The sequence below is a fragment of the Arthrobacter sp. NPDC093125 genome (assembly GCF_044754225.1).
Lineage (GTDB): Bacteria > Actinomycetota > Actinomycetes > Actinomycetales > Micrococcaceae > Arthrobacter.
Genome location: NZ_JBIVOQ010000002.1, coordinates 135,176 through 151,528, shown reverse-complemented (window position 1 = coordinate 151,528; position 16,353 = coordinate 135,176). Strand labels below are relative to the sequence as shown.

Below are 16,353 nucleotides of genomic sequence, written 5' to 3'. Positions count from 1 at the left end.
GGTCTGGTCAACGGTCAAAACGGAGATTCAGGCAAAATTTGCCCAAATCCAAAGTAAACAGCAGATCACCGGGCGTTACTGCCTGTGTCCGCAGCCGGCGGCGTGCGTCAGAAGAGCCGCGACTCGATGTCGTCCACTCCGCGCATGGCGTCATAGTCGAGGGTGATGCAGTCGATTCCCCGGTCGGCGGCAAGAACCCGCGCCTGCGGTTTGATCTGCTGGGCGGCGAAGATCCCGCGGACCGGCGCCAGCAGCGGATCGCGGTTCAACAGCTCCAGATACCTGGTCAGCTGTTCCACGCCGTCGATGTCTCCGCGGCGCTTCAGTTCGATGGCAACGGTGGAGCCGTCGGCATCCCTGGCCAGGATGTCGACGGGGCCGATGGCGGTGAAGTACTCGCGTCGGATGAGGGAGAATCCTTCGCCGAGCGTCTCGATCTGCTCCGCCAGCAGCCGCTGCAGGTCGGCCTCAACGCCGTCCTTGATCAGTCCCGGGTCCTGGCCGAGCTCATGTGACGTATCGTGAAGCTGCTCGTGGATGTTGATGATCAGCCTGTCGTCAGTCTTGGCAGACTGCACCGTCCACTGTTCGACCACGCCGACCTCGATGTCTGCCTCCTCCGGTGTGGAAACACGCAGGGTGGCAGGCGGGCTCATCCAGTTCAGCGGTTTGTAGGAGCCGCCGTCGGAATGCACGAGCACCGAGCCGTCCGCCTTCACCAGGAGGAGCCTGGTGGCGAGGGGCAGATGGGCTTTGAGCCGGCCAACATAATCAACGGAGCAACGGGCTATGACAAGACGCACGCCGTACACACTACCCCGTCCGCATTACCTCTCCGGCTCCTCGTCCGTCCGGGCCTGGCAGGGGAGGGGCCGAGCAGGGGGAGGGGCCGAGCAGGGGAGCCCGCTGGGGCAGAATGGAAGCATGCCGCGTTCGAACCGTCCCCGCCGTTCCTCAGCAGGGCGGCCGCCGTCCGGAAAAGCCGGCGGCAAGCATGGCTCGGGACCTGTCCCTGAACTCGACCTCGAGAGGGCCCGCGCCGGGGTGGCGAGGCGTGAGAGCGCACCGGACGGCGACTGGATTGTCCGCTCCATGACTGCCCGCAAGGCCGAGAAAGCGTATATCTGCCCCGGCTGCTCCACCGCCGTGCTGCCGGGAGTCGCCCACCTCGTGGTCTGGGCCGATGACCACCTGTTCGGCGCTGCTGCCGGACTGGCCGAGCGCCGCCACTGGCACACCAACTGCTGGACGTCGCGCAACTTCCGCTACCGCTGACGTGCGGGAGCCTTGCACATCCCGTGGGCTCCTCAGGTGATCCCGAGCGGGAGTCCGGCAGGGGCTTCGGGAGTCCGGCGGAAGCTAAGCTGTTACGCATGACTTTTGACCCGTCGTCGTACGTTTTCAACCAGCCGCCAGAGGCAACTGCCATCCGTGCGTCCACTGTCCTTCCGGCCCGCCGCGAGAACATCGAGCTCCGTACCGAGGATGGCCACACCCTGGTGGGCGAGCTCGCCCTGCCGGAGTCAGGGGAAATCAGCGCCACCCTGATTACGCTGCATCCGCTGCCGACTCACGGCGGTTTCATGGATTCCCATGTTTACCGGAAGGCCTCATACCGGTTGCCGGCCCTGGCCGGCGTTGCAGTGCTGCGCTTCAATACCCGAGGGACGTCGTCGCCGCGGGGCACCAGCGACGGCGCCTTCGAAGAGGGCATCGGCGAGCGGTACGACGTCGAGGCAGCAGTGCGCTTCGCCGTCGAGCGGGGACTTCCCAACAGGTGGCTGGTCGGCTGGTCGTTCGGCACGGAACTCGCCCTTATGTACGGTGCCGTTGACCCCGTCGCTTCCCAGGTGGAGGGCGCCGTCCTGCTGTCACCCCCGCTGCACCGCGCCACGGATGACCACCTGCGCCAGTGGGCCGCCTCGGGCAAGCCGCTCACTGTCCTTGTTCCGGAACACGACGACTACCTTCGGCCGGCTGCCGCAGCGGAACGCTTCAGCCTCGTGCCGCAGGCGCGGGTGGTGGGGGTCGACGGCGCCAAGCACCTTTGGGTGGGGGAGAAGCAGGCCGCGCGGGTGCTGAACGAAATCGTCGACGACGTGACGCGCCAGGGTTCAGGCGCTGCAGGGCTTGCCCAGGAGTGGAAGGGGCCGGTGGCCTCGGCCACCGCCTGACGGGCACCGGCAGCGTCGCTTTGGTGCGCTCTCCGCGCCGAAGCCCGTTCTAGCCGAAGCCCGTTCTAGTGGTTGTCCTGCCGGACGATCTAGTGGTTGTCCTGCCGGACGATGTAGATCTCCTTGACCAGGAGCAGAATGGCAGCCGCCGTGGGGATGGCGATCAATGCTCCCAGGACACCCAGAAGGCTGCCGCCGGCAATCACCGAGATCACGGCCACAGCACCCGGCACCGCGACGGCCTTCTGCATGATGCGGGGCGAGATGAAGTACGCCTCGAACTGCAGGTAGGCGAAGTAGCAGATGGCATAGGCAACAGCCGGCTGCCAGCCCAGGGTGAGGGTGATCAGGATGACCACGACACCGGCAATCAGTCCGCCGACCAGGGGGATGAAGGCCAGAAGGGCCACGACAAAGGCGAGCAGGACGGCGAACGGCACGCCGATGATGGTCATGACAATGAAGGCGAAGGTGGCGTTCAGGAGTGCCACAACGGCCTGGCCGATCACGTAGTTACCCACGGAACGGCTGATTTCCTCGGACAGGGCCTCGACACGGGCGCGGCGGGAGCGCGGGGCAAGCCGGTACCCCCACTTCTTCATTGCCGGCAGTGCGGCCAGGAAGTACAGGCTGAGCACCAGGACGATCAGTGTGCCGAAGAGGCCATTGGCGACTGTGGAGCCGAAGCCCACCACACCGCCGAAGATGCCGCCCAGGGCCTCCGGGTTCTTGACGAACTTGTCCAGCTCCTCATTGATGCGCTCGCGGACTCCGAACTGGCTGTCCAGGCTGCGGAAGAACTCCGAGTCAATGAAGTCCCGGACCCACACGGGGGCCTGCTTAACAAGCTCCGTAACCTGCTCCACAATCGTGGGAATGAGGGTGGCAAAGAAGCCGACGACGGCGGTGACCAGCACCGATACGGACACGAGGATTCCGGCCGGCCTGGGAATTTTGCGGGTTTCCAGCCACCGCACGACAGGATCGAGCCCCAGTGCTATGAACAGTGCCGCGACAATCCAGAGGAGAAGCTGGGTGTTGTTGGAACCGATCCAGTACACCAGGAGGGCAAGGCCTACGCCGACAGTGAGCATGAAGCCGAGGTACAAGGGGTGCTGGGCGGAAATCCGGGGGCCGGGTGCACCGAATCGCTCTGCCTCAACCGCGTCCTGGCTTTCGGCTTCGAACCTGTCCAGCTGCTCCGGCGGCATTTCGAACCGCAGCCGTGGCTGCGCCCCGGGAAGCGGCTGGCGCAGCCGCTTCAGCACGGACCCAAGCGCGGCGGCGCGGACGTTCCGCGGGAGCTGTTGCGCGGCGTGGTGCTGCGGAGCCTCGTCGGGTGCCCCAGTCTTCGGGGCGGCCGGAGGGTGCTGGGCCGCTGGAGACTGCCGGGCTTCGCGCGAGTCGTCCGGGGAGGTGGCGTCGGGCAGGTTTTCCGGGCCGCGAGTGGACGGATCCCTGTGTTCAGTCACTGCTTTTGATGCCTTTTCCGTCAGTGGTGCCGCGGCTTCTGGCCGCATGTGATCATCATCGCAAACACTATCAGCAGCCCTGTGGATAAGCCGGATATGCACCCCCTGAAAGGGCCTCGCGGGCCCCACTTCCGCGACCCGAACTGAGGGATTGGTAACGAAACGGTTACTATTGAATGCAAACCCCCGCTGATGATAGGACTCCTTTGCGTTTCAAGACTGCAGTTGCACTCGTGCTGCTCGGCCTCCTGACACTGCTTGCCGGGATCGGACAGAAGACGGTGTGGGCTCCTGCCGAGACCGTGACGGCTACCGCTCCCTCGAATGCTGAAGCCGCGCCCCTGACCGTTATCGACCAGAAGCTCCGGACCGTCGAAGGCGGAACCGTGACCCTCAAGGTCAAGGGTGAGGGGAACTTCGTCCTCGCCGCAGGCCGCCCGGACGACGTTACCGCCTGGGTGGGCAAGACCGCGCACAACACCGTTTCCGGTCTGTCCGAGGACAAGAAGTCCCTGCAGGTGGAACGCACTGACGGCGAAGCCACCGCGCCGTCGCCCGCCGGATCCGACCTGTGGGTGTCGAGTGAAAACGCCAGCGGGGAATTGGACTACACCTGGACGGCGCCGGCTGACGGCGAATGGTCGCTCCTGCTGGCCTCCGACGGCACCAAGCCCGCGCCGTCGTCGATCGAAATGACCTTCCCGAACGACACCTCCACGCCGTGGGCTGTTCCGCTCATGGTGATCGGCGCGCTGCTCATGCTTGCCGGCCTGGCGCTGCTGGTCCTCAAGCCCGGACGTGGGAAGTCCGGTCGCGGAACCCCAGGGTCAGGTGGCCAGGGCGGCACCAAGGCGGCACTCGGCAGCCTTTTCGCCAAGCGGGCCGCTGCCCCAGCGAAGTCCGGAACCCCTGCGAAATCCGGAAGTGGTTCCTCCCGCCTCAGTATCCTCGTGGCCGCCTCGACCGCCGCGCTTCTTGCCGGAACCGGTGCTGCAGCGAACGCCAGCCAGTCTCCTGAGCCTGCTGCCACCGGCGGTGCGGCGTCGCCCGCTGCTGCCACCGGTGATTCCCCTGTCCTCCTGGACGCCCAGTTCCGCCGGATCCTCGAACAGGTAGCCAGCGCCACTGCCGCCGGTGACGCCGCAAAGGATGCCAAGAAGCTGGCTACCCGGGTTGCCGGAACGGAACTACAGGTACGCACGCAGAACTACAAAATCCGCTCCCGCGTGGCTTCCTACGATGCACGCATGCCGGTCCGTGCCACCAAGCTGCTCACAACGGTCGTCACGGACAAGCGCGAATGGCCGCGCCAGGTCCTGGCCGTCACGCAGGGTGAGGGCAACGTGGTGCCCCAGCTGCTGACCCTGACCCAGAAGTCGCCGCGGGAAAACTACAAGCTCGTTGGCACCAGCCCGCTCCAGCCGGGCACTACGTTCCCCTCCATCGCCCGGAACGGCACCGAGTCCCTGGCTCCCGGCGACAAGTCGGGTCTGCTGTACAGCGGCCAGGAAGCCCTTGCCGGCCTCGCCGACCGCCTGTCCAAGGAGAATTCGACCTTCAAGAGCAAGCTGGTCGAGGGAGCGTCCTCGCCCTACATCGCCGACACGCTGTCCTACCAGGCCGACGTGGTGAAGTCCGGTGTTAACGGCAAGTTCGTGTTCGCCCACAAGGTGCAGCCGGACAGCACCGTGGTCTTCCGAACCTCCGATGGCGGTGCCCTGGTGCTCGGCCGCCTGACGTTCAACTTCGACGGCACGCCCAAGTCCGAAGGTGACAAGCTGACCATCGGAAATGACGCTGCGGTCCTCGCAGGCGGCAAGGAGACCACCACGGGCATGGTGCTGAACTTCGCCGAATCCGTGGCCGTCTACGTACCGCCGACTGGCTCGAAGGACCCGATGAAGCTCGTGGCCGCCACCCGCGGACTCGTAGGAGCCAGCTTCAAGTAACCGATCCACGCTGAGAGCACCCCGCCGCGGCGGGGTGCTCTCTGCGTTAACGGCTCCTCCTGCGGCAGCGGGAGTGGCTAGAGTGGAGGCTATGAGTTCGCCAGCTTCCCGACCTGTCCCTCCAGCCGCCGCAAGCCAGCTCAACCTCCGCGGCGCCGTCGACCTTTCCGCCCTGAAGCAGCGCCAGGCGCCGCCCGCTCCGCCTGCAGGAGGCCCTGCCGGCGCAGGGCAGTCCGGTACCGTGTCTTCGGCGGGTGCGCCGGATTCAGCGGCAGGACCCGAGGCCCCTGCCCTCCGTGTGGAGGTCACCGAGGCCAATTTCCAGGACCTCGTCCAGCTGTCGGCGCAGGTGCCGGTGGTGTTCGCGCTCTGGGCGCCGTACTCGCCTGAATCGGCGGGGGTGCTCGACGCACTGGAACGGATGGTGCAAAGTTACGCCGGCCGGCTGGTGCTCGGCACAGTGGACATCGACGTCTTCCCCCAGCTCGCCCAGGCGTTCCAGGTCCAGGCCGTGCCCACCGCGGTGGCGGTGCTGAAGGGCCAGCCGGTGCCGCTCTTCCAGGGCGGGGCCGACGAACAGCAGATCCGCGCACTGCTCGATGAACTGCTCAAGGTTGCCGCCGCCAACGGCGTGGCCGGCAACGTCGGGGGAGCAGCCCCGGCCGAGACCGGTCCCGCGCCGATGCCCCCGCTGCACCAGGCCGCCTTCGACGCCATCGAGGCGGGCGATTATGCTGCAGCCGCCCAGGCTTACCGCCAGGCCCTGGCTGAGATGCCCACTGATGCCGAGGCCAAGGCAGGCCTGGCCCAGGTCGAGCTGATGGGCCGGCTGCAGAAGCTCTCGGGGCCGGACGGTGAGGCCCTCCGGCAGGTCGCGGCGAACGAGCCGGACAACCTGGATGCCCAGCTGGGGGTCGCCGACCTTGACGTTGCCGGCGGCCACGTGGAGGACGCCCTCAACCGTGTTGTCGCCTTCATCGGACGGAACTTCGGACCCGAGCGCGAGACCGCCCGGGTGCGGCTGCTCGAGTTGTTCGAGATCGTGGGAACCACTGATCCGCGCGTAGCGAAGGCCCGCCAGGCCCTGGCAAGGGTGCTCTTCTAGTGGCGGTGCCGGCCCTTTTCGCGCCGCTGTCCCTCCGCTCACTGCAGCTGCAGCACCGTGGCTGGGTTTCCCCCATGTGCCAGTACAGCTGCGATCCCGACGCCGCGCCGGGTGTGCCGAACGACTGGCACCTGATGCACCTGGGCTCCTTCGCCACAGGGGGAGCCGCACTGATCCTCACGGAAGCGGCAGCCGTGAACGCGGCTGGGCGGATCAGTCCGCGCGATGCCGGGCTCTACAACGGGGAGCAGGCAGAGGCCTGGGAGCGGATCGTCAGCTTCGTGCACCGGCACGGGGTGGCGGACGCCAAGATCGGCGTCCAGCTTGCCCACGCGGGCAGGAAGGCTTCCACGTACTGGCCTTTCGCCGGGATGAAGGGGTCCGTTCCCGCTTCCGACGGCGGCTGGAACACCGTGGGGCCGGGTACCTCCGCTTTTGAGGGCTACGCTGCACCGTCCGCCATGACGGAGGACGACATCCAGGGCGTCATCCGTGATTTTGCCGTTGCCGCCGCCAGGGCGGTTGAGGCCGGCTTCGACACGGTGGAGATCCACGGTGCCCACGGCTACCTGCTGAACCAGTTTCAAAGCCCTCTGGTTAATAACCGCACCGATGGGTGGGGAGGCGATGCCGCGGGCAGGAACCGGCTGATGCTCGCCGTGATCGACGCCGTGCGTGCAGTGATCCCTGATGGCATGCCGCTGCTCCTGAGGATTTCCGCCACGGACTGGGCTGAGGGCGGAATCGGCATCGAGGACTCCGTACATCTTGCCGCGCTGGCCGCCGCACACGGCGTTGACCTCGTCGACGTCTCCAGCGGCGGAGCGGTGGCACACCAGCAGATCCAGCCGGGCCCCGGGTACCAGACGGAGTTCGCCGCCCGCATCCGCCGTGAAGCGGGCATCGCCACCGGCACGGTCGGACTGCTGACCTCCCCCGGGCAGGCGGAGCACGTGGTGGCCACCGGACAGGCCGACGGCGTCTTCATTGCCAGGGCGGCCCTGCGGGACCCGCACTGGTGGCTGCGGGCAGCCTTCGAACTGGGCTACGACCTGAAGTGGGCTCCCCAGTACGAGCGGGCAGTGCCCCGGCGCACCTTCTGACGTACCTTAATAATCCGGGGATGCCGCATCGGCAGCGGCGCGGCTAGGGTTGGTTCATGAGTGTTCCTGCCGCGGCCCTGTCCATCAGGGGGCTTGCCAAGCGCTTCGGCGGCAAGATCGCCGTCGACGGCATCAGCTTGGAAGTTCCCGCGGGCTCCTTCTTTGGAATTGTCGGGCCGAATGGTGCCGGCAAGACGACCACGCTGTCCATGGCGACAGGCCTGCTGCGGCCTGATTTCGGCACAGCCGTGGTGCACGGCGTGGACGTCTGGGCCCGTCCCCTGGACGCGAAGAAGCTGCTGGGCATCCTGCCGGACGGAGTCCGGCTCTTCGACCGGCTTACCGGCGAACAGCTCGTCACCTACGCAGGGCTGCTCCGGGGTATGGACAGGGCAGTGGTCGCTTCCCGCGTGACCGAGCTGCTGGCTGCCCTGGACCTGAGCCCGGACGCCGGAACGCTGGTGGTCGACTATTCCGCGGGCATGACCAAGAAAATCGCCCTGGCGTCTGCGCTGATCCACGCGCCGAAAGTGCTGGTGCTGGACGAGCCCTTCGAATCGGTGGACCCGGTGTCGGCCGCGAATATCCGCGACATCCTCGTCCGCTACGTTGCGACCGGCGGGACCGTGATCGTGTCCAGCCACGTCATGGACCTGGTGCAGCGGATGTGTGACCACGTGGCCGTGGTCGCCAGCGGAAGGCTCCTCGCCGCAGGAACAGTGGCGGAGGTCCGTGGCGGCGTCAGCCTTGAAGAACGCTTTGTGCAGCTGGTGGGCGGAAGGGTTCAGACCGAGGGGCTTGAGTGGTTGCGCACCTTCTGAGGCTGAAGCTCACCCTGCTGCGGAACGGCCTCCGGCGAAGTCCCCTGCAGTTGATCGGCCTCGCAATCGGGGGGCTGTACGCGCTGGGCATCGTGGGAACCTGCGCGGCGGCGCTGTTGTTTCTCCGGCAGGGAGACCCTCTCTTTGCCCAGACGGTTGTGGTGCTTGGTGGCGCCGCGACCCTGCTTGGCTGGGGGCTTGTGCCTGTGGTTGCGGCCGCGGCGGACATGACACTGGACCCTGCCCGGTTCACCACGTCCGCCATCCCCATGCCGCAGCTGCTGGCAGGTCTCGCGCTCGGCGGGCTGATCGGCATTCCCGGACTGGCCACGGCCCTGGTGGCCCTGGCCACCGTGGGCACCTGGTGGAGGGGCGTGCTGCCTGCCGCAGGAGCCCTGGTTGGAGCCATTGTGGCAGTGCTGAGCTGCATCGTGCTGTCCAAAGTGGTCACCACAGCGACAGCCAGCCTTGCTGCGTCGCGGCGTTTCAAGGATGCCAGCGGTCTGGCCTTCATGGTGCCCCTCGTCCTGATGGGGCCCATCGTGGCAGGAATCGGCCAGGGCGTTTCAGAGTCAGTCGGCTTCCTCACCGAACTTGCCCGCGCTCTCTCATGGACACCGTTGGGGGCGGCCTGGTCGCTCGGCGGCGACCTTGCCGCGGGCCGGTCCCTGGATGCACTCCTGAAGCTCCTCATTGCCGCCGCCACGCTTGCCGGCCTTACCTGGTGCTGGAAGCTGCTGCTCGAGCGCGCACTCGTTACCCCGCCCTACTCCGGGAGCGGCCGCAGGTCAGGAGGCCGGATCGGGCTCTTCGCACTGTTCCCTGCCACGCCGACCGGTGCCATTGCTGCCCGTTCACTGACGTACTGGTTCAGGGATCCGCGGTACTCAGGATCGCTTGTGGCCGTTCCGCTCCTGCCGGCGTTGCTCGTGTTCCAGGGAAGCCAGACCGGAGACTTCAGCGTCGTCGTGATCGCCGGACCGCTGACCGCTTTTCTGCTCGCCTGGTCCATCTCTGCGGACGTGTCCTACGACAACACCGCCTTCGCCCTGCATCTCGCCGCAGGAGTCCGCGGAGTGCATGACCGGCTGGGCCGGGCCATGGCCTGCCTCATTTTTGCGCTGCCAACCGTGCTGATCCTGGCCGCGGGGCCGTTCTTCCTGACAGGGGATTGGGCCTGGCTTCCGTCCGTCCTGGGGCTGTCCCTCGGAATCCTGTTCACCGGCCTTGGGCTCGCCTCAGTGGTTTCGGCCCGCTACACCACCGCAGTGCCCCTTCCCGGTGACAGCCCCTTCAAGAAACCGCCGGGCAACGTGGCCCAGACGCTCGCCGTGCAATTCGGCGGCATGGCCGTTCTGGCCGTGCTGACCTTGCCGGAAGCCGGCCTGGTCATCGCCCAGGCAGTCACCGACGACCCTGTCTTCGGCTGGGCCAACCTTGCCCTCGGGCCGCTGCTCGGAGCCGCCCTTCTCACCGGCGGCGTGCGGCTCGGCGGCCGGTGGCTCGATGCCCGCGCCCCGGAGCTGCTGGCGCAGCTCACAGTCAACCGGTAGCCTGCACTTCATGAGAGGCGGCGCACCGTGGAAGTCGTGATCCTTCCTGGCGGCAGGCAGATCGCCTCCGTGGCGGCCGACGCCATCCAGGCGCTCCTGAAGCGCAAAGCAGATGCGGTCCTGGGTCTGGCAACAGGATCCTCGCCCCTGCCCATCTACGACGAACTGGTGCAGCGGTACGAGCAGGGCCTGCTGGATTTCAGCCGCGTGCAGGGTTTCCTGCTGGACGAATACGTAGGACTGGAACCAGGCCATCCCGAGTCCTACCGCGAGGTCATCCGCAGGGATTTCACCGGCCGGGTCAACTTCGCCCCGGAAAATGTCCACGGCCCGGACGGCAGCGCTTCTGATATTCCCGCTGCATGCCGGGCTTACGAGGATGCCATCCGGGACGGCGGCGGGGTGGACCTGCAGCTCCTGGGTCTGGGGACAGACGGGCATATCGGATTCAACGAACCGGGCTCCTCCCTCGCGTCGCGAACGCGCATCAAAACCCTCATCGAACAGACGCGCCGGGACAATGCCCGCTTTTTCCACGGGCTGGCCGACGTGCCCCACCACGTGCTGACCCAGGGGCTGGGCACCATCCTTGAATCGCGCCACGCCATCCTGGTGGCGACAGGGGCGCAGAAAGCCCAGGCCGTCCACGACCTCGTCGAAGGGCCGCTGGCCGCCGTGTGCCCAGCATCCGTCCTGCAGCTGCACCCGCACGCCTCCATCCTGATCGACGAGGCGGCGGCGTCGTCACTGAAGCTCGCGGACTACTACCGGCATTCCTACGACCACAAGCCCGCCTGGCAGGAGCTGTAGGGCCGGTTGCGGCTGGCCGCCCAGATGCATGACCCGTACGCTCCGCCTCCGCAACCACCGCTCCGGAACGGGCTAAGATGGATGGCATGACTAGCATGACGGATCCTCTCGACAACGACCCCATGCGTGAGCTCTCCGGAACCGGATCGTCCACAGCCACCATTGAGCGCGAGGAACTGCGCCAGGAAGTGGAACCGGGCGACCGTGAGCGCTTTTCGCACTACGTCCGCAAGGAAAAGATCATGGAGTCCGCGATGACCGGCGAGCCCGTCATCGCGCTGTGCGGCAAGGTCTGGACGCCCGGCCGAGACCCGCAGAAATTCCCGGTCTGCCCGATGTGCAAAGAGGTCTACGACGGCCTTCGCCCGGGAAATGACGGCGGCAAGGGGTCCGGCGGGGACTCAGGCAACAACAAGTAGTGACGGAGACACTCTTCGGCGGACCCACCCTGCCTCCGGCCTATCCGGAACGTGCAGCCTGGGGAACCGCCCCGAAGCTCCGTGCCTGGCAGCAGGAAGCCCTGGACCGCTATTTCAGCACCCAACCGCGGGACTTTCTGGCAGTGGCCACCCCCGGCGCCGGTAAGACGACCTTCGCCCTCCGCGTCGCTTCCATGCTCATCGACTCCGGCGCCGTCAACCGGGTGACCATTGTTGCCCCCACAGACCACCTGAAGAGGCAGTGGGCGGATGCCGCGGCGCGCGTGGGAATCGCCATCGATCCGAACTTCAAAAACTCCGACGGCCAGCACGGCCGCGGCTTCATCGGCGTCGCGGTGACCTACGCGCAGGTGGCCAGCAAGCCGATGCTGCACCGGGCCAAAACCGAGGCAGCCCGGACGCTGGTGATCCTGGATGAGATCCACCACGGCGGTGAGGCCCTGTCCTGGGGTGACGGCCTGCGCGAGGCCTTTGATCCCGCTGTGCGGCGCCTGTCCCTGACGGGTACGCCCTTCCGCTCGGACACCTCGCCCATTCCGTTCGTGGAGTACGCGGAGGACCGCGACGGCATCAGGCGGTCGAAGGCGGACTACACCTACGGTTACGGCAACGCGCTGCGCGACCACGTGGTGCGGCCCGTCATCTTCATGGCGTACTCGGGCCAGATGCGCTGGCGGACCAGTGCAGGCGAGGAAATGGCGGCTTCGCTGGGCGAGGCGGCCGTGACCAAGGACATCACGTCGCAGGCGTGGCGCACGGCCCTCAACCCGGCCGGCGAGTGGATACCTGCTGTGCTGGCCGGAGCGGACAAGCGGCTCAGCGAGGTACGCCGGTCGGTGCCCGACGCGGGCGGCCTGGTCATTGCGACGGACCACGAGGACGCGAGGGCGTACGCGGGCCAGCTGAAGAGGATCACCGGCGAGTCGCCCACCGTCATCCTTTCCGACGACGCGAAGGCGTCGAGCAAGATCGAAGAATTCTCGGAGAACGACAAGCGCTGGATGGTGGCCGTGCGCATGGTGTCCGAAGGTGTGGACGTGCCGCGTCTTTCCGTGGGCGTCTATGCAACGTCGACCTCCACGCCGCTGTTCTTTGCCCAGGCCGTGGGGCGTTTTGTCCGTGCCCGGAAACGCGGCGAGACGGCATCGGTGTTCCTGCCGTCGGTGCCGCAGCTGATGGCACTGGCCAACAGCATGGAAGCGGAACGGGACCACGCGCTGGACCGGCCGGAGAAAGAGGACGGCGACGGCCTCTTCAATCCGGAGGATTCGCTCATGGACGAGGCGAACCGCGAGGACAAGGCCTCGGACAGCCTGACTAAGGGCAAATTCGAGGCACTGGATTCCCAGGCTTCCTTCGACCGCGTGCTGTTCGACGGCGGCGAGTTCGGCACCGGCGGCGATATCGGTTCCGAGGACGAGCTCGACTTCCTGGGCATCCCGGGCCTGCTGGACGCCGAACAGGTGGGGATGCTGCTACGCCAGCGCCAGCACGAGCAACAGAGCCGGAAAAAGCGGCAAGCACCCGCAGCGGCCCCGGCCGAGCAGGCGGTTCCGGACCACCGGATGCTGATGGACCTGCGGAACGAGCTCGCCAAGAACGTGGCCGCCTGGTCCGCCCGGACGGGAACACCCCACGGCGTGGTCCACACGAAGCTGCGCACTGTCTGCGGCGGCCCGCCCGTGGCCCAGGCCAACGAGCAACAGCTCCAGTCCCGGCTCAAGAAGCTGCAGGACTGGTTCGTAGGGCGCAAGTAGCGCCAAGCAGCGCAAGCCAAAAGAGTTCAAAGCGAAGGGGCTGGGCCAACATGCGGCCCCGCCCCTTCGTTTACTGCCCTGCCGCTACTCGAGGTCCACGCCGCCCAGTTCCATCTCCGCGTAGGTATCGTCCAGATCATCGGCAATTCCGGCGGTCAGGCGCTTGATCACGGTGACGGCATAGCCGGCCTGCACGGCGTCCAAGGACGTGGCCATGACGCAGTGGTCAGTGGCGAGGCCCACCACCACCACATCCTCCACGTCGTGGCTTTGCAGCCAGTCGTCCAGGCCGATCGAGTCTTCCTCGGGGGCATAGTCCTCGTCGCCCGGAGAGGGGTCCACGGGGGTAGGCAGGGCGCCGGGCTTCCGTTCCCCGGTGGGTACGGCATCCTCGGGCGCAAGCAGGCCCTCGAAGCCGGAGTAGGCGGCGGCGTACAGCCCCTTGTGGAAGTACGCCTGGATGTGTTCGGTGTCGAGGTCCGGATGAAGTTCGGCTCCGGGCGATCCTGCGATGCAGTGCGGCGGCCAGCTGTCCTTGAAGTCAGGTGACTCCGAAAAGTGCGCGCCGGGATCGATGTGCCAGTCCTGCGTGGCAACGATGTGGTCGAACTGGCCATGGTGCGTTTCGACGTACTCGCTGATGGCTCCCGCCACCGCGGCCCCGCCCTCGACCGCCAGCGCGCCGCCCTCGCAGAAGTCGTTCTGGACGTCGACAATAATCAGTGCCCGTGACATCTGGTTTCCTCAGCTTTCCTCGTAAATCGTGGGAAGTGCCGGTTCGCCGCGGTGGAGCCGGTGGACGACGGGCGGCAGTTCGCCCATGGAGTCGGCGTGGCGCTGTCGGGCCCGAAGCACGCCTTCGTGCCCCGTCCAGCCCGGCAGCAGCTCCCCGTTCTTAACGAACTGGTGCAGGAGCGGCCGGTCGTTGCCGTCGTCCGCAGGGCGGTGGCCTACACCGATGATCTCCTGCGTAGCCACACCGTGCTCGTTGAGCCTGCGCAGGGCGTACTTTCGCCCGCCCTTGCTTGCCTTGTTCTTGGCGGCTTTGGCTACGGACACGAACTCGCCGCTCCCGTCCGTGCGGCTGACCAGCTTGTAGACCATACTGGCTGTCGGAGCCCCGGAGCCCGTGACGAGGGAGGTACCAACCCCGTAGGCATCCACCGGCGCAGACTGCAGCGCCGCTATGGCGTATTCGTCGAGGTCGGACGTGACCACGATGCGGGTGTTCACATTGCCAAGCTCGTCCAGCAGCTGCCGGACCCATTGGGCCTGCTCCACCAGGTCGCCCGAGTCCAGGCGGACGGCTCCCAGCCCATTCCCAGCGATCTCCACGGCCGTACGGACGGCGGTTTCGACGTCGTACGTATCCACGAGCAGCGAGGTTCCGGTCCCCAGCGAGGCGACCTGCGCCTCGAACGCCTCGCGTTCGCTGTCGTGCAGCAGCGTAAAGGAGTGGGCGGCGGTGCCCACTGTCTTGATGCCGTAGCGCAGTCCCGCTTCCAGGTTTGAGGTGCTGTCAAAGCCGGCGATGACCGCGGCGCGGGCCGCAGCGGTGGCCGATTCCTCCTGGGTGCGCCTGGACCCCATTTCGATGCAGGGCCGGTTGCCGGCAGCCGTGACCATCCGCGAGGCCGCGGAGGCAATGGCGCTGTCGTGGTTCAGCACGGACAGGATGTAGGTCTCCAGGATGCAGGCCTCGGCGAACGTCGCTTCCACGATCAGGATGGGGGAGTTGGGGAAGTAAGCCTCGCCTTCGGCGTAACCCCAGATGTCCCCCGTGAAACGGAAATCCGCGAGGTAGTCGAGGGTTTCCCGGTTGACCACTCCCGACCGGCCCAGGAATTCCAGTTCCGCCTCGCCGAAGCGGAAGGCGGCGATACCCTCCAGAAGACGGCCCGTGCCGCCGACAATCCCGTAGCGCCGGCCGTCGGGGAGCCTGCGGGCGAAAGCCTCAAAGACCGATTTACGGTGCGCGGCGCCGGAATGGAGCGCGGCCTGCAGCATGGTCAGTTCGTAGTGATCAGTGAACAGGGACGTGCGGGGCTGGGTCCAGCCGGCATTGGTACTCACGAAATCACTCTAGTCCCCACCGGCTCCCACGTCTCGCTTCGCTTCGCCGCGGGGCCCTCGCCGGCGTGGGCCCACCACCGGCTCCCACGTCTCGCTTCGCTTCGCCGCGGGGCCCTCGCCGGCGTGGGCCCAGCATCGCCATAGAATGGACAGATGACCCTAAGCGTTGCGCTCGGCCCTGACACCCAGGAGGGCACCCAGACCGGAACAGCGGTGTCCACCGACGCCCTGACTGCCCCGGACATCCCCTGGAACCTCGTGATCTGGAACGATCCCGTCAATCTGATGAGCTACGTCAGCTATGTTTTCCAGAGTTATTTCGGGTATTCGGAAACCAAAGCGAACAAGCTGATGATGGAGGTCCACAAGAAGGGGCGGTCCATTGTTGCCCACGGCAGCAAGGAACAGGTGGAGCAGCATGCCGTCGCCATGCACGGCTACGGCCTCTGGGCAACGGTTGAGAAGGCCGCCGGCGGAGACAACGGGGGCGGCAAGAGCGGCCCGGGCAAGGGCAAGGGAAAACGTGGCTAAGGCTTTCAAATACGGCATCAAGGGCATTACCGGATTCCTGGAACCTGCAGAGCGGGAGCTCCTGCGCGGACTCTTCAACGACGTCATCTCCATGTTGGAGCCGGCTGACCGCGGAAAGCAGGATCCGCTCTCCGTCATGATCGGGCTCGACATGGACGTCCAGGAGCCGACGGACCGCGCGCTGCGCAGGCTGCTGCCGAACGCCGTTAAGGACGACGGCGCCGCGTCCCTTGAGTTCCGCCAGCTCACCGAGCGCTCGTTGCGGGAAAGCAAAATCGGCGCGCTGCGCGCCGCCTCCATGGACCTTGACAGGGACGAGCTGGTGCTGACCGCCGCGGATGCGCGGCACTGGTCCACCGCCCTGAATGATGTCCGCCTTGTCCTGGCCGAACGGCTCGACATCCGCGATGAGGCCGACGCCGACCACGTCCACCAGATGCAGGACTGGTCCCAGGCCGAGGACGTCGAAAGCTACCTGGCCCTCGTCTACAACTTCACCACGTGGCTGCAGGAGTCGCTCGTCCAGGCGATGCTGCAGGCCATGGATCCCCGTCCCTGAACGCAT

General features: G+C 66.7%; 16 protein-coding genes. 12 read left to right on the top strand and 4 right to left on the bottom strand.

The window, feature by feature from the left end:
* Positions 1–107 precede the first annotated feature (107 nt).
* On the bottom strand, positions 108–803 hold the full coding sequence (gene nucS, locus ACIP9X_RS05185; protein WP_400478666.1) for an endonuclease NucS: 696 nt from the start codon (positions 801–803) through the stop codon (positions 108–110).
* 121 nt (positions 804–924) lie between these two features.
* Between nucS and ACIP9X_RS05180 the strand changes: the two genes are divergently transcribed.
* Complete coding sequence (locus ACIP9X_RS05180) at positions 925–1,275, top strand: ATP/GTP-binding protein (protein WP_400478665.1); 351 nt, start codon at positions 925–927, stop codon at positions 1,273–1,275.
* Positions 1,276–1,373: 98 nt separating this feature from the next.
* Positions 1,374–2,174, top strand: coding sequence for an alpha/beta hydrolase (locus ACIP9X_RS05175; RefSeq protein WP_400478664.1), 801 nt, complete (start codon positions 1,374–1,376; stop codon positions 2,172–2,174).
* An 89-nt stretch (positions 2,175–2,263) separates the two neighbouring features.
* Here ACIP9X_RS05175 and ACIP9X_RS05170 read toward each other — a convergent pair whose 3' ends face one another.
* Positions 2,264–3,646, bottom strand: coding sequence for an AI-2E family transporter (locus ACIP9X_RS05170; RefSeq protein ID WP_400478663.1), 1,383 nt, complete (start codon positions 3,644–3,646; stop codon positions 2,264–2,266).
* 176 nt (positions 3,647–3,822) lie between these two features.
* Here ACIP9X_RS05170 and ACIP9X_RS05165 point away from each other — a divergent pair, with 176 nt between their 5' ends.
* From ACIP9X_RS05165 to ACIP9X_RS05130, 8 genes are all read left to right on the top strand, one after another.
* Positions 3,823–5,595: a hypothetical protein gene (locus ACIP9X_RS05165; RefSeq protein WP_400478662.1), complete on the top strand. Its 1,773-nt coding sequence runs from the start codon at positions 3,823–3,825 to the stop codon at positions 5,593–5,595.
* A 91-nt stretch (positions 5,596–5,686) separates the two neighbouring features.
* Positions 5,687–6,700: a co-chaperone YbbN gene (locus ACIP9X_RS05160; RefSeq protein WP_400478661.1), complete on the top strand. Its 1,014-nt coding sequence runs from the start codon at positions 5,687–5,689 to the stop codon at positions 6,698–6,700.
* A 5-nt stretch (positions 6,701–6,705) separates the two neighbouring features.
* Positions 6,706–7,803, top strand: a complete 1,098-nt coding sequence (locus ACIP9X_RS05155) for an NADH:flavin oxidoreductase/NADH oxidase (RefSeq protein ID WP_400479043.1) — start codon at positions 6,706–6,708, stop codon at positions 7,801–7,803.
* Between the two features lie 56 nt (positions 7,804–7,859).
* Positions 7,860–8,624, top strand: a complete 765-nt coding sequence (locus tag ACIP9X_RS05150) for an ABC transporter ATP-binding protein (protein WP_400478660.1) — start codon at positions 7,860–7,862, stop codon at positions 8,622–8,624.
* Positions 8,606–10,177 carry a transporter gene (locus ACIP9X_RS05145; RefSeq protein ID WP_400478659.1) on the top strand — a complete coding sequence of 524 codons (1,572 nt, stop codon included), beginning with the start codon at positions 8,606–8,608 and terminating at the stop codon, positions 10,175–10,177. The genes ACIP9X_RS05150 and ACIP9X_RS05145 overlap by 19 nt, the downstream gene beginning before the upstream one ends.
* A gap of 27 nt (positions 10,178–10,204) precedes the next feature.
* Positions 10,205–10,987 (top strand): glucosamine-6-phosphate deaminase, encoded by a 783-nt coding sequence (nagB, locus tag ACIP9X_RS05140; RefSeq protein ID WP_400478658.1) that lies wholly within the window; start codon positions 10,205–10,207, stop codon positions 10,985–10,987.
* 77 nt (positions 10,988–11,064) lie between these two features.
* On the top strand, positions 11,065–11,406 hold the full coding sequence (locus tag ACIP9X_RS05135; protein WP_400478657.1) for a DUF3039 domain-containing protein: 342 nt from the start codon (positions 11,065–11,067) through the stop codon (positions 11,404–11,406).
* The gene (locus tag ACIP9X_RS05130; protein ID WP_400478656.1) at positions 11,406–13,184 is read left to right on the top strand and encodes a DEAD/DEAH box helicase; all 1,779 of its coding nucleotides are present in this window, start codon (positions 11,406–11,408) and stop codon (positions 13,182–13,184) included. The genes ACIP9X_RS05135 and ACIP9X_RS05130 overlap by 1 nt, the downstream gene beginning before the upstream one ends.
* A gap of 84 nt (positions 13,185–13,268) precedes the next feature.
* Here ACIP9X_RS05130 and ACIP9X_RS05125 read toward each other — a convergent pair whose 3' ends face one another.
* The gene (locus ACIP9X_RS05125; protein WP_400478655.1) at positions 13,269–13,919 is read right to left on the bottom strand and encodes an isochorismatase family protein; all 651 of its coding nucleotides are present in this window, start codon (positions 13,917–13,919) and stop codon (positions 13,269–13,271) included.
* Positions 13,920–13,928: 9 nt separating this feature from the next.
* Positions 13,929–15,257: a nicotinate phosphoribosyltransferase gene (locus ACIP9X_RS05120; RefSeq protein WP_400478654.1), complete on the bottom strand. Its 1,329-nt coding sequence runs from the start codon at positions 15,255–15,257 to the stop codon at positions 13,929–13,931.
* A gap of 153 nt (positions 15,258–15,410) precedes the next feature.
* On the opposite strand from ACIP9X_RS05120, the gene clpS reads away from it, so the two are divergent.
* Together clpS and ACIP9X_RS05110 are read left to right on the top strand one after the other, a co-directional pair.
* Positions 15,411–15,788 carry an ATP-dependent Clp protease adapter ClpS gene (clpS, locus tag ACIP9X_RS05115; RefSeq protein WP_400478653.1) on the top strand — a complete coding sequence of 126 codons (378 nt, stop codon included), beginning with the start codon at positions 15,411–15,413 and terminating at the stop codon, positions 15,786–15,788.
* Positions 15,781–16,347 carry a DUF2017 domain-containing protein gene (locus tag ACIP9X_RS05110; RefSeq protein ID WP_400478652.1) on the top strand — a complete coding sequence of 189 codons (567 nt, stop codon included), beginning with the start codon at positions 15,781–15,783 and terminating at the stop codon, positions 16,345–16,347. The genes clpS and ACIP9X_RS05110 overlap by 8 nt, the downstream gene beginning before the upstream one ends.
* The last annotated feature ends 6 nt before the right edge of the window (positions 16,348–16,353 follow it).